This is a genomic window from Endozoicomonas sp. 2B-B, from assembly GCF_053470045.1.
This window is the reverse complement of record NZ_JBLZMU010000001.1, coordinates 5,610,907-5,632,281: the sequence shown is the minus strand read 5'-3', so window position 1 is coordinate 5,632,281 and position 21,375 is coordinate 5,610,907. Positions and strand designations below refer to the sequence as shown.

The window sequence follows — 21,375 nt, the reverse complement described above, 5'->3', positions numbered from 1 at the left end:
GCTCAGAGCTCCTGTGTTTTTAATATCTCTTGATTACTAATCGTCGTTAATGCCTCTAAAAAAAAAGCATGGAAGCGTTTCTGCGTCTATACCTTTCAGAACAACACACACAATGAGGTTTGAAGATGACTTTGTGTTTACGACAGAGGTTGGCTGTTCTGTCACCTCTTCTTGCCGCCATGGCAGTTTCCTTTCATTCCAGTAGTGCTTTCTCTGCAGGTTACGGTATTAATGAAAACTCAGCCAGCTACATGGGTACAGCCTATGCGGGCAGAGCGTCCAACCCTCAGGATGCTTCCATTGCAGCCAATAACCCGGCGGGTATAGCTTATGTTGAGGGTACTCAGGTTTCAGTGGGCTCCGCTATCATTCTTGAGGGAGGTGAGTTTGAGGGGCAGCATACTATTCCTACTGGTCCTACTGGAACGGTGTTTGCTCAGGGCAAAACGGAAGATTTCGTGTCAACAAGCGGGGTGCCTTTTGGGCATTTTGTTATGCCACTGAATGAGCAAATCAGCTTCGGGCTGAGTGGGTATGCCCCTAATGGTATTGAGCTGGATTATGACGAGGATTGGGTGGGTCGTTACTTTGGTAATAAAACCAGTGTTAAAACTGTCAACTTGCAGGGAACATTTTCCTACAAATTCCAGGAGGACTTTTCTGTTGGTTTTGGGTTAATCGGTTCCTATGTGGAAGGAGAATTAACTCAAAATGTCAATCCCCTTGCGCCTGCTGCAAAAGCAAAGATTGAGGGCGATGCTAAAACATTGGGTTGGACTCTGGGAGCACTGTGGAATGTTTATGATAAAACCTATGTCGGCCTTGCCTACTTCTCGGAACTTGATTTTGAACTTGAGGGAGATGTAAAAATCGAGGGCTTGAGCCCTGATGAGATGAAATCGGATGCAAAGCTCGATATCACTATGCCAGAGAAAGCAGCTCTGAGCCTGACCCATGAGCTCAACGATGAATGGACTCTGATGGCAGAGGCCACCTGGACTCGTTGGAGCCGGTTCGAGGAATTTTATGTCAGAGCGGATAATTCTATGCTGTCCAGCTACGTCCCAATCAACTGGAAAGATGTCTGGGCATGGAGTTTTGGTGCTACATGGCAAGTACTGCCAGAGTGGAAGCTAAGGGCGGGCTACATGTTTGATGAGTCTCCCGTCGATGATGATAATCGTACTGTGCGTACACCGGATTCCGACCGAAACTGGTTTACTGTGGGAGCAAACTGGAGGCCTGATACCAATATCTCCATAGACATTTCCTATGCGTATGTGAGTCTGAAAGAAGGCAAAATCAGTGAATCCAAGTACACTCCGGATCAAAGGACTACTCCTGATCCTTCCTACGGCACAATAACAGGCGATTATAAAAACAGCTCCAATATTGTGGCTGCACAATTGAATTATATTTTCTAGACTTGTTGAGTCTGAGACCTTGCCTGTTTTTACAGGCAAGGTCTTGGTAGAGGTTTTTCAGAACCAGGGAATAAGTCGATGAAATCAGTCTTTAACAAAAAAACGATTAAAATTAGTCTTGTGATGTCCGCGCTAATGGCGACAGGAGGTGCTCCGGTTTCGGGGTATGCAGACCAGCCAGCCAGCAACAAAGATGAAGTGATTACCGAAAAGCCGACTGTTGATCAGGACAAGATCTGTCAGGATCTCGGGCATATTTTCACCAAAAGCCAGAATGGTTTTTCGGACATACGTAAACAACCTTCTTTCTACAACAAAATCACCATATGGCAGACAGACTATCAACCACTGAACGGTGGCTGCGAGGTCTGGCAGTGGTCGAATCGTTACAGCTATGTATGCAGTCGTGTTCTGCCTGATGAACAGACTGCGGCTCAGGCTTTTGATGAAGCCAACCGCGTCATTGGTCAATGTCTGCCGAAGAGTTGGGCGCAAAAGCAGTTGGCATTGCCTGACAACAAGGGCGAAAAAATTCAGTATTCCTTCAATGGGCAGGTCAGGGGTTCTCTGGAAAAAGTCAGCACCGGCGGACTGTTTACCCATGACTGGACAGTTTACCTGTTGATTTCATCACCGGAAAATACTCAGTAGTACTGATATGAGTAAAAGAAAGGCATTTTGTCCGGTAGTACTCATGGACACTGTGGCGTGGGCAAAATGTTTTTCGAAAGGCCGTGGTCGTTTAACCTCCATCCTGAAAAAGCTTCCGTTATTAGTGCTTCTTCTCTATCAGGGCACTCTGTGGGCTTATGGCTTTCCTATTAAGGACCCATTCCTGGCGACCGTCGTTGGCACCCCGCCCGGGCAACAGGTGAAGCTTCGGCAAGGTATTGTCCGCGAGGCGATTTTAGGATTGGCTGACGAAACCGTTAAGGGTGCACCGGGTATATTCTGGGATGTGATCAAACCCCGTTTCAAGTTGGCCTGGCAGGAGAAACCTGCTCCACTGATTTTTATTATTGCTGGCACCGGTGGTCGTTTCGATACCAGCAAGGTCGAGTTCCTGAAAAAGGTTTACTATCAAGCGGGCTTTCATGTTATTCAGATCTCATCTCCCACCAGCTACGACTTTGTTGTTTCCGGCTCCCGATCCCATCGACCCGGTCTGACGCAGCAGGATTCAGAAGATCTCTATCGTCTGATGAAAGCGTCTGTCAGGCGGGTTCGCTCCTTTAAAAAAATTCAGATTAAAGGCTGGTATCTGACAGGTTACAGCCTTGGTGCGCTCAACGCTGCTTATATTGCCAGAATAGACAGCGAAAAGAACGCCTTTGGCTTTAATCGTGTGCTGTTAGTGAATCCTCCTGTTGACCTGCGGCGCACCGTCAATAGTCTTGATCGCTTACTGCTGGTCGACGTGCGGGGCGTTGATAATGCAAAAACGCTTTTTAATCATTTCTTTGACAAGCTGGCTGCTTATTTTCGGACGCATAAAAGTATTGATATCGATGAATCCATGTTGGTTCAGGTGGCAAAAAGCGCTTATGCCCTGAGCAGGGAAGAGCTGGCACTGCTGATAGGCGTCAATTTCAGGTTGGTAGTAGCGTCCCTGTATTTCACTTCTGCTGTCATGACCTGGAACATCAGCCTGATTCCCAGGTTTTTCAAATTCACCCTGAGTGATAGCCGAACTCCTTATTTTAAGCGGGCTATGTTTTGCAGCTTTGAATGCTATATAGATAAGGTACTGATTCCTTATGAAGAGAAGCAGAAGGGAATCTACTTTGATCAGAAAAAATCCCTCGCTGCGCAGCGTACTCTTATATTTGAGCAGAACGGTTTGCCTCGCCTTAAGTCGTGGTTGAAGAAAGCCCGGCATATAGGTGTGATGCACAATGTGGATGACTTTATTATTGACAAGAAAGGGCTCGACTTTCTTTATGATACCTTCGATGGGCGAATAAAAATTTACCCTCGGGGTGGGCATATGGGCAATCTGAAGTATCCACAAAACGTGGAGGATATGCTCAGCTTTATCAAAGGTAAGGGCTTTCCCGATGCTTAGAGCCGGACTCCTGCTCCTGTTGTTTTCTCTAACAGTCTGCAATCTCCCGGCTGATCCGAGTATTCCTTATTCAGATCCTATGGATACTTTGAAGTACAGAGACTCCGATGATCAGTTATTGGAAGACTGGCATCACAATATGAATTCAATGTCGTTTATGGATGTCTATGATCCACTGGAGCCCTTTAATCGCGAGGTGTTTGCTTTTAACCGGCAGTTGGATCGCTATTTTCTTGAGCCCGTCATGCAGCTTTATGAAACGGTGACCCCGTTTTTTGTTCGGATCGGAATAGCCCATTTTTTTCAGAATCTGAAAGAAGTTTCCACCCTTATGAACAACCTGCTTCAGTTTGAAGGTGAGCGAGCCGTTAAGTCGGTCGGTCGGTTATTCATCAACACTACTCTGGGTATTTTTGGCTTTTTTGATCCTGCCGAGAGTATGGGGTTGCCCCATCAACGCAATGAGTTTGGCAATACACTGGCAAAATATGGGGTGGGAGCCGGACCTTATCTGGTGGTTCCGGTCGTTGGTCCATTCAGTTTGAGGGATGTGAGTGGTCTGGTCGTTGATCTGGTCGCAGAAGATTATATTGATTTTCTCGGGGTGCCTTCACAGGTGTTTTCCCAGCCTGACCTGTTTGCCATCTATGGAATTAACTATCGCTATACCGTTCCCATGAGCTACGATGACTTCAGCTCGCCCTTCAGCTACGACATTATTCGCTTTTTGTATACCAAAAGGCGGGAGTTGGAAGTGGGCGTTAACAAATAAAGCTCCAATGTGTCTGCAATAGAAGGGAGGTGTCTTCCAGCTCGCAGGCAATGTCGGAGCTGGAAGAAAATAACTCAGGCTTCTTTGCGAATAAACACCCATTCCTTTTCATTCGACATGGCTTCGTTGTAGCTGTAGCCCTCGTAATCAAAACCTTTCAGGTCATCGACTTTTTTCAGGTTGTTATCAATGGCGTAACGACACATCAGGCCCCTGGCTTTTTTAGCGTAGAAGCTGATGATTTTGTATTTGTCACCTTTCCAATCCTTGAAGACCGGGGTGATGATCTGACCTTTCAAAAGTTTGGGCTTAACGGCCTTGAAGTATTCATTGGAGGCCAGGTTAACCAGAATATCATCTTTTTGAGCGGCCATTTCTTCGTTCAGTTTGTCGGTGATCTGTTCGCCCCAGAATGCATAAAGGTCTTTTCCGGCATTATTGGCAAATTTGGTGCCCATCTCCAGACGGTATGCCTGCATCAGGTCGAGAGGTTTCAACAGACCGTAGAGTCCTGAGAGAATGCGCAGGTGTTTCTGGGCATAATCAAACTGTTTGGCATTCATGGTCTCAGCATCAAGCCCCGTGTAAACATCACCTTTAAAGGCCAGGACTGCCTGTTTGGCATTTTCCTGGGTAAAAGGCTGTTGCCAGGCCTGGTAACGGGCAGCATTCAGCTGTGACAGTTTATCGCTGATGCTCATCAGGCTGCTGATATCCGCCGGACTCAGCTCACGCAGTTGATCAATCAGGTTCTGGGATTGGTCCAGAAATTCTGGCTGACTGAACTTTTTCGTCACCACAGCGGTGTCATAGTCCAGGGTTTTGGCAGGTGACACGACAAAAAGCATGGTTTTTTCTTCCTTCTGAATTCCGGTTCTACCCCTAATACCAATCGAACTTTCTAACTCCCTATTGCGCTGAAGATTTGAGCCTTAATCCTGCGTTGGCGATCGTCGCCATAGCTAAGGCTATGACTCCTCACGCCGCCTTGTCTTAAGGCTCAAATCTCCATGCTCATTGCGGGAGTTAGAAAATACGATTGGTATAACAAGCTGAAGTGTTCAGCTTTAGCACTATGGAACACATCCTAGTAGAGGGAGGAGGTGTTTGGTAGTGAATTATCTCTATTATGTTGATAGACCGGTCAGACTAAGGTGTTTAGTTGTGCGGTTGAGGCAGGTCTTAATCAGGAGGATAGGGCTTCAAGGAGAGGTTGATGATTCATGGTTCTCAATTTTTGATAGCCAGACGATCAAGTCTGGCTATCTCTCTGAGGTCAGTGAAAATTAAAGGTTTTCTTCAGCGTATGCGGCCAGCGGCGAGCGTGGGACCCCCTGTAACTGGACTGCGCCACCGTGTGGAAAGTTTTTAAATCGTTCAGTCATGTAAGTCAGTCCTGAACTGGTCGGTGCCAGGTAAGGGGTATCAATCTGGGCCAGGTTGCCCAGGCAGATGACCTTACTGCCTGAACCCGCACGGGTGATAATGGTTTTTATCTGGTGCGGTGTCAGGTTCTGACATTCATCAATGATGATCAGGCTCTGCTGAAAACTTCGTCCCCTGATATAGTTCAGGGATTTGAAATGGAGAGGGACCTGCTTGAGAATGTAGTCCACACTGCTGTTGGTGGATTCATCGTCGTAGTGCAGGGCTTCGAGGTTGTCAGTAATGGCACCCAGCCAGGGCTCCATTTTCTCAGCTTCCGTGCCCGGCAGGAAGCCAATGTCTTCATCCAGCCCCCGGGTTGAGCGGGTCGCTATGATTCGACGGAACTGTTTGGTGGCGACTGTCATCTCTATTGCGGCGGCCAGAGCCAGAATGGTTTTACCTGAGCCCGCAGCACCGGTCAGGTTGACCAGGTGAATATCGGGGTCCATTAAAAGATTCAGGGCTATGGCCTGATGAATATCGAGAGGCTGGAGCCCCCAGGCTTCCTGACTCATTAGTGCTTCACGACAGAAGTGCTGCAACTGGACTTCGTCCGGAGTGATGGCGTTCACCCGGGCTACAAATCCAGTGTCGTCCAGGAAAAACTGGTTCAGATAGATATCGTCACCAAGTTCTTCTTTCAACAGTCGATGGTAGGTAATACCCTCCAGCTGCTCTGTCTGAACCTGGGAAACGCGGTCCCAGAAGTTGCCTTCGAACAGTCGGTAACCTTTACTGAGCAAACCAATATCTGAAACCAGTTGATCGCTGTGGTAATCCTCCGTTGGAATTCCGCATCCCCTGGCTTTCAGACGCATATTGATATCTTTAGTCACCAGAACAACCGGTGCACCCGGGTGGGTTTCCTGAAAATGACAGATATCGTTGATGATGCGGTTATCGTTATTGCTGGTGGGCAGTGTGGTAATGTTCTCTACATAATGAGAGCTCAGGATTGAGAGAGTACCCTGAGGCTCTGATTTATTACCACGTCTGATAGGAACGCCTGCTTCGATCTCCGAGGGTGAGGCAGTACCCAGTATCTGGTCAATCAGTCTGATGGCCTGTCGGCAGTCAGCAGCGATGGTTTGCTTTCCGTTCTTAAGCTTGTCCAGTTCCTCCAGAACGGTCATGGGAATGAGCACTTGATGCTCTTCAAAGTTGAGGATTGAGTTAGGGTCGTGTATCAGAACATTGCTGTCGAGAATGTAGGTGGTTGTTTGGGTTGAGATGATCGGCCTGGCTTCCAAGGCGTTTCCCATAGGCAGCTTCCTCGTCCTTTTTTTGGGTCTCTCATATTTGATTTTTATCGAAAAGAAGCAAGTCGGCAAGTTTAAATTTCAGATAGGATTAAAAAAATTTAAATACTGATTTTATTGTTTTAATGAGTGAGCTTTGATTCTAAACTTAGAGGATTACATTCTTATTCCTGCCAGATGCTTCGTCCAGAAACTGTCCTGAACTTTTCTGCTTACATCGCTTTTTAGAGTGTCGAGAGGCATTCGCCAGCGAACCTTCTATCGAACACTCGCTGGTGGTGAGTAGCACGTTAATGATTATTTCAACAGATCTCCGGGTGGGTATTCCAGGTTGAGCTTTGCACCCAGCATTTCTTCCAGGTCGGGGATCAGGAAAGAGTCTTCTTCACAGGCAAAGCTGATGCTGGTACCACTGGCTCCAGCCCGGCCTGTCCGGCCAATGCGGTGGACATAATCTTCCGGGTCTTCAGGCAGGTTGTAGTTGATCACATGACTTATTCCGTCAATGTGAATACCACGGCCCGCAACATCGGTAGCCACCAGAACGGTCAGCCTGCCATTTTTGAAGTTATCCATCGTCTTGAGGCGCTTCTTCTGAGGTACTTCACCGGAAATTTGATCAGCTTTTAGGCCTTTCTTTTGTAGCTTCTCGGTCAGCCGACGGGTTTCATCCCGACGATTGGTGAACACAATCACCCGCTCCAGGTTGTTTTGATTGATCAGGTTGATCAAAAGAGGAACTTTCTGTTCATTGGTGACAATGTAAACCTTCTGATCGACGGTCTCTGTGGCAACGCTTTCTGGTTCGATTTCAACTTTCACAGGCTTCCAGGTCCACTGTGCACCGAGTCTTAGTACCTCATCCGTGAAGGTGGCTGAAAACAGCAGGGTCTGGCGATCGCCAGGACGGGGTGTCATTCGGATAATGCGACGAACCTGAGGAATGAAGCCCATATCCAGCATTCGGTCGGCTTCGTCAATGACCAGTGTTTCGGTCAGGTCCAGATGCAGGTCTTTACGTTCGCAGTAATCCAGAAGTCGGCCAGGCGTAGCCACCAATATATCGATGAAGCCATTACTCATGCGGCTGCGCTGCTTCTCATAATCCATTCCACCAACAACCGTCAGCACATTCAGGGGCAGGTATTTGGTCAGGGCTTCAGCATCCTGACCAATCTGTAATGCCAGTTCCCGTGTAGGGGCAATGATGACGGCACGGGGTTCACCGAGGTAGCGTTGATCCGGTGGTGGGATATCGATCAGTTGTTTGATGGTGCTGACAAGAAAGGCGGCTGTTTTACCCGTGCCGGTTTGAGCTTTACCAATAGCGTCTCTTCCAGCCAGCGTGCTGCCCAGTACTTCTGCCTGAATGGGGGTGCAGTACTTGTAGCCCAGTTCCTGAATGGCTCGCATCAGTTGATCAGGCAGATCAAAGTCATGAAAGCGGGTTTTACCCTGCTCTGGCTCTACCTGAAACTGGCTGATATGCCAGGAAGGCTCGGAACTCTTGTTGGCTGAGCGATGAGAGCTGTGAGAGTGGCTACGTCGAGCAGTGTTCTGAGTCTTGGGGTTTCTGGATTGGGCTCCGACAGCTTTGCTGTTTTTCTTCCCGCTCCGGGGCTTGGAAGAAGGGTTTTTTGGTGCCGGTGAAGGCTTTTGTCCACCGGATGAAGGTGCTTTTTTCTTTCTGAAAAGACCTAGTAAACCGCTCAATGCTTTAATCTCGTTCCAATACGATATCGGTATCCCGGTCTGCAGCGTTGGGCTGCCGTGTCCTGAGAGTGTCTCGGAACCGGGGATTGAATCTGCTGATGACGGGTATCTCCGCCCTGGTGTTAAAGAGTCGGGCAAACAGAAAGAGAAAGAGGCCTTCAGGTAACTGGCTGTTAATTGTCAGTTACCTACTCAGCAGCAACGCGCCGCAGGAAACTGGATTTGCAAGGCTGCGGCATTCCAGAGGGATTCTAAGGTATCTGGCGGGTGATTGCTAAAATGATTGCTCATCCACGTCGCTATAATCCGGGCTGTCCTGCTCTTCGTGCTTTCTTTTACGCATGAAGAGTCTGTCCAGCTTACCTTTTTTGCTGATTTTTCTGTTTTTTCTGCGGAGCTTCGATTTATAGAGTATTAACATCAGAGGTTGATCAGGCATGGGTTTTAGGGGACGTCCCTTGAAAAAAAAGCTCACTTCTTCGGCGAACTTCTGGATTTTGGCAGCCAGCGTTTCGGTCTCGGTCTCCGGGCCTTTCTCATGACCCTGAGTCAGTATGTTCATAATGTATTGCACTGGCGCTATTTCCATAGGACAACACCTCAATGTTGGGATTTGTATGCTCTTTTACCCATGAAAATCCGCTAATGGTGGCCGGATGACCTCTTTTCATGAAGAACAATTCTAAAGATACGCAATTTTCTCTCATGCAACCATTAGACATAAGTCTTGGGGAAATGGTTCCTCATGAGCCGCCCGCAATAGCGGAACAAATGATAATCGGAAGTTCTGTCGTGGCAGGGCAGACTTATCGAATTGACAGGTAATCCCCCAATAATTCACAAAAAACCAGAGAGAGATTCCTTGTCAATAGTCAGAGCTCGGAAACAATATCCTTGCTGAATGACTTCTCGCAATAGTGACACTTCAGTCGAATATCGTCGTCTTTTTCCCGCAGGTAGAAATAGCTGCTCACAGGCTCATTGTGAGTGATGCAGTTTGAGTTAGGGCAAGGAAAAGCGCCTCTGAGCGTCTCGGGAACTGTCATTTTGAATTTATCAACGACCTGGTATTCGTCGATGACATTGATGGTGGCTCCCTGTGCGAACAGGGCCAGCTGACTGGCTTCTTGTTCAGTGAACTTCAGGCCAGTCACTTTAATAATATCTTTGCGACCCTGAGCCTTGCTGGGCAGGTTAAAGCCCACGGTAATACTGACATTGGAGTCCAGCAATTGCAGGCGATCCAGAATTTTAACACCCTGACCTGCGGGGATATGGTCAATGACGGTGCCTTTGCGAATGGCTTCAACCTGAAGCTTGTTGGTCATTGCTGTGTCTCCCTTCAGATACTTTCGTTCAAAACCAGAGCCAGGAGCGCCTGACGGGCATAGACCCCATTTTCGGCCTGCTGAAAATAGTAGGCATGAGGTGTGCTATCGACAGCCATTTCTATCTCGTCGACCCGTGGCAGGGGGTGAAGAATTTTCAGGTTGTCTCTGGCTCCCTTCAGACTTTCGACACCCAGAATATATTTAGAGGCCATGTGCATGTATTCAGTTTCATCAAAGCGCTCTTTTTGAACCCGAGTCATATAAATAATGTCAGACTCTGGTACCACCTCTTCAATAGTCTCGGTTTTGCGGTAGTGAATGCCTTTTTCGTCCAGCTCTTCAAGCAGGTAATCGGGCATTGAAAGGGCATCGGGTGCGATAAAGTTAAATTTGGCACCAAACAGTGACATAGCCTGAACCAACGAATGAACGGTTCTGCCGTATTTAAGGTCACCGACAAAGGTAATGGTCAGTTCGTCCAGCGTCCCCTGACATTCTTTAATGCTGAACAGGTCCAGCAATGTCTGTGTCGGGTGCTGGTTGGCACCGTCACCGCCATTGATGATGGGGACATTAGCGAATTCAGAGGCTAGTCGTGCTGCGCCTTCCTGAGGGTGACGCATGATGCAGGCATCGGTATAGGAGCTGATGATTTTGACTGAGTCGGCCAGTGTTTCACCTTTTCTGGCAGAAGTGTTACTGCTGTCAGAGAAACCAATCAGGGTTCCTCCCAGCCTCTGAACAGCGGTTTCGAATGAGAGACGGGTGCGGGTAGAAGCCTCGAAGAAGCAACTGGCGATCACCTTGCCCTTCAACAGATCAGGACGTGGCTTTGTTTTAAGCTGGGCGGCAGTCTTCAGAATTTGTTCAAGGTCTGAACGATTCAGGTCTGCTATGGAAATGATGTCCCTCAGATAGAGCTGGTTTTCCATCAAGAATTACCTGTTCCTGAGTAAGGGTGTAGAGTTGGGCGCTGGTGCCAAATAGCCTTTGGAGCTATATGGACAGCACAAGCCAAAAAAAAGCCCCTGATAAAGGGGCTTTTTTTTCTGAAAAACGGATCACTGTTGATGTCGCCTGGCATCCAGCTCAGAAGTGAGTCTGAAGCATAACAGCCAGTTTCGGATGTCATTAGCGTGTGTCCGTAACAGTATACGTTTCAGCTTTAACAGCCTCTATGCATTAAAGCACCATTAAACCTAAGTTAAAGAAGCTCCTGTTTTCAGGCAAGCCTTCTTAAGCAAGTTGCCACGTATTCTACCGATGCCAACCCCCAAATCAAGAACATGTTGGCAGTGTTTTTCTGTTTGGCTATAGACTCTGGTTTGGTCTGTACCACCAGTTATTCAGGTCGAGCCAGTAAAGCTGGTCTTGTGGTGGATGATCAAGATAATGCCAGTAGGCCAGGTGAGTCTTTTGAGTATGCCATTTGGGAATGACATAATGACCCCACATCAGCACCCGGTCCATAGCCCTGATAATGGGTGTCAGTTTTTCGTAACTGTCCGCTTTTGTAGCTGCGGCCAGCAAGTGGTCAATGACCGGGTTGGTGATGCCGACAATGTTACCACTGTGTTTTTCCATTACGACTCTGCTGCTCCACATGTGATAAAGCTCGTTGCCCGGGTAAGTGGATTGCCAGAAATACCAGTCCACCAGTTCGAAATCGAAAGCCCTGACTCTTTTTCGGAACAGGCTTTTGTCGAGCGTATTTATATTCAATGTTATGCCAAGGTCAGCAAGACTTTTGCGATAAGAAAGTAATAGACGCTCCTGTTTAGGGTCCTCGGTCAGGAGGCTGAGAGTGAGAGGTCTGCCTGATTCTGTTTCTATCATTCGACCGTTTTCCAGCCGGTATCCTGCTTTTTTAAAGAGCGCCAGAGCTTTTCTGACATTCTCCCTGTTGTTACCGCTTCCGTCTGAAACAGGGACACTGACAGCTTGCTTGAAAAGTTCATCGGGTAACTGCTCCTGAAACGGTTCCAGCAGCTTGAGTTCTTCTTCCGTAGGCAAGCCATTGGCTGCAAGAGGCGAGTTGGAGAAAAAACTCCTGGTACGCTGAAAATCACAATTCATCAGAGTTCTGTTAATCCATTCGAAATCGAAGGCCATGATTAAAGCCTGACGAAGAGCCGGGCTTTTGAACTTATCCCTGCGAAGGTTAAAGGCCAGGGCACTCATGCCAGGTGGATAGAGTATGGCAATGTCTTGTTTCAGCACGCGACCTTCCTTTACCGCCGGGAAACTGAATGACCGATGCCACTTTTGAGTGTCTGTCTCCTGATGAACATCGTAAAGCCCCGCTCTGAAACCTTCGGTTACAGCCTGATGGTCACGATAATAGTCCACCCTGATTTCGTCAAAATTGTATCTCCCCTTCTGGCTCGGAAGATTGACTGCCCAGTAATTCCGGACTCGCTCAAAAGTGATGTTTTGACCTAATCTGACCTGCTTGATCTTCAGGGGGCCACTGGTCACCGGGCTGTCCAGGTGTTTGTCCTGAAAGTTTCTGGTGTGCCAGTAATGATGCGGAAGTACGCACAGATAAGCCAGCAGGGCAAGCTGTTTTCTGCCGGGTTTGTCCAGATAAAAAACGACTCGGTAGGGTGACGTTTTTTCAACTCTGACTACGTCTTTATAAAGGTTCTTCAAAAAGGGTGAGCCTTCCTTTTTGAATAATTCAAAGGTAAATACAACATCTTTTGAAGTGAGAGGGTGGTTGTCGCTGAACTTTGCTGCCGGGTTGATATGAAAGGCGACCCAGCTGAAGTCGTCAGGGTATTCGATGGCTTCGGCCAGAAAGGGATAAAGCGAGTGGGGTTCGTCGGCTGACCGGGTCATTAATGAGCCGTAGGTGTGGTAAACGTAATCGGGAACAGTTCCTTTGCCGTTAAACGGGTTCAGGGTATCGAATGATCCTGTCCTGGCCAGTCTCAGGACACCACCTTTAGGTGCATTGGGGTTTGTGTAAGCAAAATGAGTAAAGCTGTCCGGATATTTGTGGGTACCGATCAGGGTAAAGGACTTTTGAATATGTACCTGACATTGGGCCGACAGAGAGCTTGTCAGGCAGAGACTGAAGAGAAGGCTTTTTATTATTCTGATTCTGGAGCCATAAATCTTGTATAAATGGTTGCTGGAAACAACTCTGCTCACAATATCTTCAGCCTTTTTTGTGTCGAGGTGGATTCACGGGGTAAGAACGTTTGGGAGAACTATAGCTCAGCTGCTCTGCACTTTCCTCAGGCCTATGACTGACCCGGCTGCAGTGGTGGAAGGTTAAGCTGGATGTTGGCTTCAAGCGCTCTGAGCAGTCCACTGGCAAGGTGTCGAGACCAGAACTGAGCTAATCCATGCAGCGACTTCTCAGAAGCGGGTACGGGGATCTCCAGCCCTTCAACAGGAAGGCTGCCCTGGGCATAGATTGCGTGAGCCGGACCCTGGATAAAATGTCCCTGAAGGGTATCGTTCAAGAGCTCTCCGTCCAGATAAGCATGAGTGATCAGAGCTTCGGGTCTCAGGTCAGGTTCTTCGTTTTGAACTTGCCAGTAGATGGCTGAGTTCAGGGCAAGACTGTTAAATACCACTGCCTTGAATCGAGTTTTAAACGAAACATATTGGGCGATTGCGCCACCCAGAGAAGAACCCGTCAGCTCAAACTCATGGTCAGGGTAGTGCTCATAAAGATCGACAGTGAGCTCCAGGGCTCTTCTCAGCATGGGGACTTCCAGTGGAAAATAACCGCTGCCAGTGATGAAGCGGTATAAGCTGGAGGTGATCTGAGCCAGATAGCCATATCCGTAGCCACCCTGTGTCCAGACTGCGTTAGTCAGAGAGTTAAGGCTGTCAAATTCTGTCCCGGTGAAAGCTATGAGAATCTTCTTTTGTGAGGTGTGGAGTAGAACTCTGGCTTTCAGCCCGGAATCCTTGTGGTCATGGATTCGGTTTGTTTCGCGTCGGGTGTCAAATACTCCCTGTGTCAGCCATTTTTCAGGGACATCTGTCTTGACTGCGTTGCGATACTGAATGTAAGTCAGGCGATCTTCAAGAGCCTCTTTGGTACCCGCTTTGTCACTGCTAACTTTGTAGCGATAAGACAGGTAACTGGCAAATGCATAGGGATAGAGTGCTTTCAGGCGCTGCCTGAACTCAGCCATCCTGGCCACTTCTTCATCCATAAACTGAACATTGTCGCGATACCAGCGCTTAACGTTTTCTCTTTCGGCACGAGAATGGATGTAACGTCGAATGGGGTCGGATTCCGGGATCTTGTTGAAATTGAGCTTTTCAGGATCAAAAGGCCCAACGTAAGGAATGCTGTCTGCCGGGCGAGGATATTTCAGGTTGAGAACAGACAAAGGGGCGTCTGTTTTGAGAAATCCTGCCTGATAATCCTCAGGACTGTCGCCCACAGCGAATGCGTTATGGCTTAATCCAGGCGTTGGCAATACGCTGACCAGAAGAATAAGCAGCATAAAACGAGGGTGCAGTGATGCCAATTTTCCTGTCATAGTTACGATTCCTCCCTGAAAACTCTGCCGCTTATAAAGTATTAGACAGAGCAAGAGTGCTTTAGTTCAGGGAGGCGACTGGTTGATTGGGGGTAAGGCAAAACGTTTTTTATTTTTAATAGTTATATAAAATTAAGTTTAAATTCTTTTTATTAAAAAGAGGTCTGCTTTTTTCCGGTCATTACTCTTTTTTTATATGACAGCCACCGGGGATCTCAATAGTGAGGTCGCTTTTGGCATGGCAGCAACAGGGCAGGATTTTTCCATCGGGGACAAAAGCGACGGGCTCAGCAAAGTATTCCACTTCACCAGCCACCAGTTCAACCTGACAACTACCACAGAATCCCTCACGACATTGGTATTCAATATCCACCTTCTGTGATTCAAGCGCTTCCAGCAAGTTGAGATCACTTCTGGAAATAAAGCTGAAGCCATCCAGTATCTTGACGATGTTGGCCATGAGGGTCTCCCGGTGAAAGGTGGCCAGTCTTCCGGCCACCTTATTATCTCTCTTACAGTGAGAAGTTGCTGAAGTCATCGGTCTGGACTTCGTTATCAATCTGGCCCACCAGGTAAGAGCTGACTTCCACTTCCTGAGGTGCTACCTGAACAGCGTCGCTATTGAGCCAGCTATTCATCCAGGGCAGGGGGTTCTGACGGGATGGGAAAGCGGGTTCAAAGCCCAGGGCTACCATTCTCTGATTTGTGATGTATTCCACGTACTGACTGAGAATGTCTTTGTTCAGACCAATCATTGAGCCATTTTGGAACAGGTATTCAGCCCATTCTTTTTCCTGTTCAGCAGCAGCAATAAAGATTTGTCTGGCTTCTGCCTGAAGCTCAATAGCAATCTCAGCCATTTCCGGATCGTCTTTACCTTCGGCCATGATTTGCAGGATGTGCTGGGTGCCGGTCAGGTGCAGGGCTTCGTCACGGGCGATCAGTTTGATGATTTTTGCATTGCCTTCCATAGTGGAGCGCTCAGCAAAAGCAAAGCTGCAGGCAAAGCTGACGTAGAAACGAATGGCTTCGAGAACGTTGACTGATACCAGGGTCAGGTAAAGTTTTCGCTTCAGATCCCTGACGGAAACCAGTACTTCCTTACCTTTGATCTGGTGAGTGCCTTCACCCAGCATGTTGAGCTGGCAGATTCCTTCGATCAGGTCATCGTAGTAACGGGTGATGTCTGCTGCCCTTTTGACAATGGCCTCGTTATTCACAATATCATCAAAAACCACGGAAGGTTCGGTGATGATGTTACGAATAATATGGGTGTAAGAGCGAGAGTGAATCGTCTCACTAAAGGCCCAGGTCTCAATCCAGGTTTCCAGCTCAGGCAGGGAAACAATGGGCAGCAGGGCGACATTGGGTGAGCGACCTTGTACAGAGTCCAGCAGGGTCTGATATTTAAGGTTGCTCAGGAAGATGTGTTTTTCATGTTCTGGCAGATGAGCGAAGTCACTGCGGTCGGTTGATAAGTCCACCTCTTCCGGGCGCCAGAAGAATGAAAGCTGTTTTTCGATCAGCTTTTCAAAGATCGGGTGTTTCTGGACATCATAACGGGAGACGTTAACACCCCGTCCAAAAAACATAGGTTCCTGAGTGGCATTGAACTTTTCTTGGTTGAAAGTCGAGTAGCTCATGTTCTCTCTGCTTCTGGGCCAGGAAGGGCCGGCCTCGTCCAGTTGCTGTTAACTCTGTTATAAGTGGGACACTGTTTCAGTGTCCCGGTTCCGACTTTCGTCAAATTTTACAAGCGCCGCCTGCACAGCCGTCATCTGTTTCTTCCTGGCCGTCCGACGCACCATCACGGGTGTTGTGATAGTAAAGGGTCTTCACACCCAGCTTATAGGCTGTCAGAAGGTCTTTAAGAAGGAGTTTCATAGGTACCTTGCCACCTTCGAAACGAGCAGGATCGTAGTTGGTGTTGGCCGAAATGGTCTGGTCAACAAACTTCTGCATGATCGCAACCAGCTGCAGGTAACCGTCGTTACTGTTGATATCCCATAGCAGTTCATAGCTGTTACGCAGCTCTTCGAAGTCTGGTACCACCTGCTTCAGGATACCGTCCTTACTGGCCTTGACGCTGACATAGCCACGTGGCGGTTCAATGCCATTGGTGGCGTTACTGATCTGAGATGAAGTCTCGGAAGGCATCAGGGCAGTCAGTGTTGAGTTACGCAGACCGTGATTCTTGATCTCGCTGCGCAGAGCTTCCCAATCCAGGTGAAGTTCTTCGCTGCAGACTTCGTCCAGGTCCTTCTTGTAGGTATCTACAGGCAGGATGCCCTGAGAGTATGTAGTCTCATGGAACTTGGTACAGGTGCCTTTCTCTTTTGCCAGCTGGTTAGAAGCTTTCAGCAAATAGTACTGAATAGCTTCAAAGGTTTTATGAGTCAGACCGTTGGCTGAGCCATCAGAATAACGAACACCGTTTTTAGCCAGGTAGTTGGCAAAGTTGATCACGCCAATTCCCAGAGGGCGGCGTGCCATGGTGGCATTGTAAGCCGCTGGCAGAGGATAATCCTGATAGTCCAGCAGGTTATCCAGCGCACGAACCAGAAGGTTACTCATCTCTTCCAGTTCGTCCAGGCTATCAAGCTTACCCAGATTGAAAGCAGCCAGGGTGCACAGTGCGATTTCACCTTCCTCATCCATTACGTGCTCGAGAGGTTTGGTAGGCAGTGCAATTTCCAGGCAGAGGTTGCTCTGGCGAACCGGAGCTACTGTCGGGTCGAATGGGCTGTGAGTGTTGCAGTGGTCAACATTCTGCAGGTAAATACGACCGGTACTGGCACGCTCGGATGCAAACAGGGAGAAAAGCTCTACTGCTTTCAGAGTCTTTTTGCGGATGTCAGGATCCTGTTCGTACCTGACGTAGAGCGCTTCGAACTTTTCCTGATCCTCAAAAAAAGCATCGTACAATCCCGGAACATCAATCGGAGAAAACAGAGAGATGTTGCCACCTGTGATCAGGCGCTGATACATCAGGCGGTTGAACTGAACGCCGTAATCCAGATGACGAACACGATTTTCTTCAACACCCCGGTTATTCTTCAGAACCAGCAGATTCTCAACTTCATAGTGCCAGATCGGGTAGAAAAGAGTCGCTGCGCCGCCACGAACCCCCCCCTGTGAGCAGGACTTAACGGCTGTCTGGAAGTGCTTGTAAAAAGGAATACAGCCTGTATGGAAAGCTTCACCGTTACGGATCGGGCTGCCAATGGCACGAATACCGCCGGCATTGATGCCAATGCCTGCACGTTGGGAAACATACTTAACGATGGCGCTGGATGTCGCATTGATAGAATCCAGCGAGTCACCGCACTCAATCAATACACAGGAACTGAACTGGCGGGTAGGTGTGCGAACACCGGCCATAATTGGTGTTGGCAGAGAAAGCTTGAATGTAGAGACAGCCTTGTAGAAACGCTCAATGTAATCCAGTCGGGTCTCTTCAGGGTAGCTGGCAAACAGGCAGGCACCGATCAGCATGTAAAGCATCTGGGGGCTTTCATAGTATTCACCAGTGACCCGGTTCTGAACCAGATATTTGCCTTCCAGCTGTTTAACGGCAGCGTAGCTGAAGTCCATGTCACGCCTGTGATCGATAAAGCCATTCATGGCATTGAAGTCAGCTTCACTGTAATCATGAAGAAGATGAGCGTCGTACTTCTTCATTTCTGCCAGTTTGACAACGTGGTCGTAGAGTCCAGGTGGCTCGAACTGGCCGTAGGCTTTTTTGCGCAGATGGAAGATGGCCAGACGAGCTGCCAGATACTGGTAGTCAGGAGCCTGTTCGGAGATCAGGTCAGCGGCTGACTTGATCAGTGTTTCGTGGATATCTGTGGTCTGTATGCCATCGTAGAACTGGATTTGTGATTTAAGTTCAACTTCGGAAACGGAAACGTTGTTCAGTCCTTCAGCAGCCCAGGTGATAACCTTGTGGATCTTCTCCAGATCAAGCTGCTCCTTGTCTCCATCGCGCTTGGTGACCAGGATATCTTTGTTCATTAAAAGTCCTTACCAGTAAAAAAATAAAACTCAAGATATTGTATTTTTATGTTTCGGCTACTACTGAATGCCAGCCCCTGTCTTGGGTGCAGGAGTTGTGTCGCAGAGGGTTGAGCCGAGAAAAATCTGCAGGTCACTGATCCCGCAGTAAAAACGTCTCGAAGAGGTGTGTTCAGGAGTCAGATGCTGTCCTGAGTGACCTGTCAGCTTTTCTTCCCTGATACCGCAGCGCCTGCGCCACAAATCCCTTTCGTTAGCGACTTCACAGATTCTGTCTTTCAGTTCGGCACACTATCTAATATGTAATGAGCACGCACCAGCCATTTCATTTAACTATCTGGTTAACTGCCCGACTAAACAACACAATATGTTGTGTGGCGACCTTTTATATACACAAGATAATGCGCTATTAGCAGAAGTTCAAGTTGGAAATTTAGTGGAAAAATTGTGTATAACTTGTGAGTTTTTTGCAGTGTTAGTGCTTGCAAACGGCCTGACTGCTTTTGCTGACACGGCTTTCAGTATTCTACAGATCTGCCGACACAGGCCAGACTCTATATATAATAAAAAGTCATAAATAAGTATAAATCAATAAGAAATAGGTAGTATTCGAAAAGACGCACCAAAACGGTGTAACCCACAACATCGAGTGTTTTACAAATGCCAGGTTTACCGTGAAAATCCCCGGAACCAAGTCGAAGAATACCATCCCTGCTCCGTTGCAGGGCGCGATTTGCTCCGTTTAGCTTATTAACTCTGGGACTTCTTGCCTGACCACCGGTAACCAGGCGTCTCTGGATAAGCGAGGGTACCGATGATCACTCCCAAGTCAGTTCAGGCTCAATGGCAAGCACTGAAAATCTGCGGCCACACCCCAGGCTCTGCCAGTCATGAGCGTTCAGGGATTATTCCCTATCCGCTCATTTTTCAATAGGACTGTTATTGAGCATATCTGATAGCTGATAGTAAGTGAACACATGCCACCCCTGGTTTTCAGCGCCGGAAGGCACGAACAATCCTGTTGCTGGATCCTTCAGGTAATACTCATTGAAATTCTCAAGCCTTGACACTTTGTCATGTATCTTCTGCGCCAGAGAGAGGTAGCGCGCATCATCGGTGGTATTGTACATATCCATAAGGGCAATGCCGCAGCGCAGTATTTTATCGGGCCATAATGTGTAGCCATTATTTGCTCTCATTAAGTGCTCATTCGGACCGCTGTTGCCCATAGGGATAAATAACTGACCATCATTGTTGTAGAATTCCTCAAACAGATCGGCGACATCCGGATAATTTTCCTGAGGTACCGCACCGGAAATGATGGCCCAGGCCAGACCGAAAGGGTCTGTGATGCTGCCATCTTTGAATTTTTGTGCGTCCGGTAGCGCTTCTCTTTGAGCAATCATATCTTTAATGATCAAGCCTGGTTGCGTGGGGTTGCTGGCCTTATGCTTGCTGCGCACAAACCAGCGGGGGCTAAATTGTTGGTTGGCATCAAAGAGTAAATGGGTTCTCAGATTATTTTGTAGCTGCTGACTTAAACTGAAAAGCATTGTTTCAACACTGGTCACTGAATCTGTCAGCGACTTAAGCAACGGTGGCAGATATGGGCTAGCCCTGATCAATTCCTGCTTGAACGCAGCATTATCAAGATAGTTCGAAGCACTCTGGAGACTTTTCAGGCCATCAAGAAGAATTGACGCATTGGTCAGCAGACAGCTGTCGGCGAGGAAGTCATTAAAAATATCAAGGTAGTCAGCCCCGACAGGCAGCCCCTGCTCATCCATAACATTGGTGTAAACGTAGATAAGTGCTCTTGCAATCATGGGTGTTAACTGATGACCCTTGGCTTGTGCCTCCGACGGGTCGTCAGTCGCCAGCGTTTTGAGGTATTTGCCACAGAGCGCGAGTATATTGATTTCCGGGTCAGTGGTGCCTGGTGTCAACCTGTCCAAATTTTCGTTTATATAGTTAGCCAACAGGAAACTGGGTTTTGGAAACTTGAATTGCAGTGCGGTCGGCGTTGTTTTTTTCAAGTTTTCAATATGCTGATATACCGCTGTGACTTGCGCTTTCAGTTTTTCGGGAGCTGTTATCTTGACATAAGTAATTGCCCTTTCGACATCCAGAGTAAATAATTCGGGTAATTGCACCCCGAATAACAAGTGGGGGTGTTGATCAAAGAATTCCTGTACTTGGGTGAGATATTTTCGCCTGATAACCCGTTCAATGATAAAGTGAATGGGATTGTTTACCAGAACGATTGGGAGTGCTCCCAGATTATTGTGCTGGAAACCCGGAAAGCTTGTGTTACTGTCGGGTTCCAGTTTGTTTACCTGACGGTTGGCAAATGCAAGCAGGATGTTACCAACGACCTCCAGAGCCTCTGGCTGTAAGAGCACCCGATCAACAGCCATCATGTTGTTATCACGGGCCCATGTAGTACCTTGATAGTGAGTTGATTTTTCGTCTTCGGCAATACTGGCAGTAAGTTGTTGGTCTATGCCAAGTGATACCAGTTCCTGACTTTTTACCATTTTGGCTGAATGAGCAAGGGGATGGGTCTGTGCTTTCCATAAATAAAGTACTCTCTGGCTCGAAATAGTAGTGCAGACCGGATTTTCATCGATATTAACGAGTGTCCCATTACCACCTGCAACTAGTGACAGTGCCGTCAAAAATAAAATCAATGCCATCGATCTGGCTATGTTACTCATTTTTAAGTCCTCTTAAACTTATTCTGCTTTTTAGCATTTTCTGATGTTTGCAAACCTCAGCAAGACTAGTGTAGTGCGACCTAATTAACAGTACATAAAGACTCCTAACGGTCTACTATGGATGTTATTCCAACCACTGCC

General features: G+C 47.8%; 16 protein-coding genes. 4 read left to right on the top strand and 12 right to left on the bottom strand.

Going from position 1 to position 21,375, the window contains the following annotated elements; genetic code table 11:
• Positions 1 to 125 precede the first annotated feature (125 nt).
• The 4 genes from ACOMHB_RS20820 (at position 126) to ACOMHB_RS20805 (ending at position 4,261) form a co-directional block, all read left to right on the top strand.
• The gene (locus ACOMHB_RS20820; RefSeq protein WP_448218051.1) at positions 126 to 1,424 is read left to right on the top strand and encodes an OmpP1/FadL family transporter; all 1,299 of its coding nucleotides are present in this window, start codon (positions 126 to 128) and stop codon (positions 1,422 to 1,424) included.
• A 78-nt stretch (positions 1,425 to 1,502) separates the two neighbouring features.
• Positions 1,503 to 2,075 (top strand): hypothetical protein, encoded by a 573-nt coding sequence (locus ACOMHB_RS20815; protein ID WP_448218050.1) that lies wholly within the window; start codon positions 1,503 to 1,505, stop codon positions 2,073 to 2,075.
• Positions 2,076 to 2,082: 7 nt separating this feature from the next.
• Positions 2,083 to 3,489 carry a hypothetical protein gene (locus ACOMHB_RS20810; RefSeq protein ID WP_448218049.1) on the top strand — a complete coding sequence of 469 codons (1,407 nt, stop codon included), beginning with the start codon at positions 2,083 to 2,085 and terminating at the stop codon, positions 3,487 to 3,489.
• 79 nt (positions 3,490 to 3,568) lie between these two features.
• Positions 3,569 to 4,261, top strand: coding sequence for an MlaA family lipoprotein (locus ACOMHB_RS20805; RefSeq protein ID WP_448218048.1), 693 nt, complete (start codon positions 3,569 to 3,571; stop codon positions 4,259 to 4,261).
• A gap of 74 nt (positions 4,262 to 4,335) precedes the next feature.
• Here the strand turns inward: ACOMHB_RS20805 and yaaA are convergent, their stop codons facing one another.
• The 12 genes from yaaA to ACOMHB_RS20745 form a co-directional block, all read right to left on the bottom strand.
• Entirely contained in the window at positions 4,336 to 5,109 is a 774-nt protein-coding gene (gene yaaA / locus ACOMHB_RS20800; protein ID WP_448218047.1) for a peroxide stress protein YaaA, read from the bottom strand.
• Between the two features lie 438 nt (positions 5,110 to 5,547).
• Entirely contained in the window at positions 5,548 to 6,951 is a 1,404-nt protein-coding gene (locus tag ACOMHB_RS20795; protein ID WP_422135022.1) for a PhoH family protein, read from the bottom strand.
• A gap of 294 nt (positions 6,952 to 7,245) precedes the next feature.
• Entirely contained in the window at positions 7,246 to 8,433 is a 1,188-nt protein-coding gene (gene rhlB / locus ACOMHB_RS20790; RefSeq protein WP_448218659.1) for an ATP-dependent RNA helicase RhlB, read from the bottom strand.
• A 502-nt stretch (positions 8,434 to 8,935) separates the two neighbouring features.
• Positions 8,936 to 9,250: a hypothetical protein gene (locus tag ACOMHB_RS20785; protein WP_448218046.1), complete on the bottom strand. Its 315-nt coding sequence runs from the start codon at positions 9,248 to 9,250 to the stop codon at positions 8,936 to 8,938.
• A 283-nt stretch (positions 9,251 to 9,533) separates the two neighbouring features.
• Positions 9,534 to 9,989 carry an aspartate carbamoyltransferase regulatory subunit gene (gene pyrI / locus ACOMHB_RS20780; RefSeq protein ID WP_422135020.1) on the bottom strand — a complete coding sequence of 152 codons (456 nt, stop codon included), beginning with the start codon at positions 9,987 to 9,989 and terminating at the stop codon, positions 9,534 to 9,536.
• A gap of 14 nt (positions 9,990 to 10,003) precedes the next feature.
• Entirely contained in the window at positions 10,004 to 10,924 is a 921-nt protein-coding gene (gene pyrB, locus ACOMHB_RS20775) for an aspartate carbamoyltransferase (RefSeq protein ID WP_448218045.1), read from the bottom strand.
• A 379-nt stretch (positions 10,925 to 11,303) separates the two neighbouring features.
• Entirely contained in the window at positions 11,304 to 13,148 is a 1,845-nt protein-coding gene (locus tag ACOMHB_RS20770; protein ID WP_448218044.1) for an extracellular solute-binding protein, read from the bottom strand.
• 92 nt (positions 13,149 to 13,240) lie between these two features.
• A complete protein-coding gene (locus ACOMHB_RS20765) occupies positions 13,241 to 14,503 on the bottom strand; it encodes an alpha/beta hydrolase family protein (RefSeq protein ID WP_448218043.1) in 1,263 nt (420 codons plus the stop codon).
• Between the two features lie 181 nt (positions 14,504 to 14,684).
• Positions 14,685 to 14,963 carry a class I ribonucleotide reductase maintenance protein YfaE gene (yfaE, locus tag ACOMHB_RS20760; protein WP_317145406.1) on the bottom strand — a complete coding sequence of 93 codons (279 nt, stop codon included), beginning with the start codon at positions 14,961 to 14,963 and terminating at the stop codon, positions 14,685 to 14,687.
• A 52-nt stretch (positions 14,964 to 15,015) separates the two neighbouring features.
• Positions 15,016 to 16,146 carry a class Ia ribonucleoside-diphosphate reductase subunit beta gene (gene nrdB, locus ACOMHB_RS20755; protein ID WP_422135015.1) on the bottom strand — a complete coding sequence of 377 codons (1,131 nt, stop codon included), beginning with the start codon at positions 16,144 to 16,146 and terminating at the stop codon, positions 15,016 to 15,018.
• A gap of 100 nt (positions 16,147 to 16,246) precedes the next feature.
• Complete coding sequence (gene nrdA, locus ACOMHB_RS20750) at positions 16,247 to 18,517, bottom strand: class 1a ribonucleoside-diphosphate reductase subunit alpha (protein WP_448218042.1); 2,271 nt, start codon at positions 18,515 to 18,517, stop codon at positions 16,247 to 16,249.
• 920 nt (positions 18,518 to 19,437) lie between these two features.
• Positions 19,438 to 21,234, bottom strand: coding sequence for a hypothetical protein (locus tag ACOMHB_RS20745; RefSeq protein WP_448218041.1), 1,797 nt, complete (start codon positions 21,232 to 21,234; stop codon positions 19,438 to 19,440).
• Positions 21,235 to 21,375 lie beyond the last annotated feature (141 nt).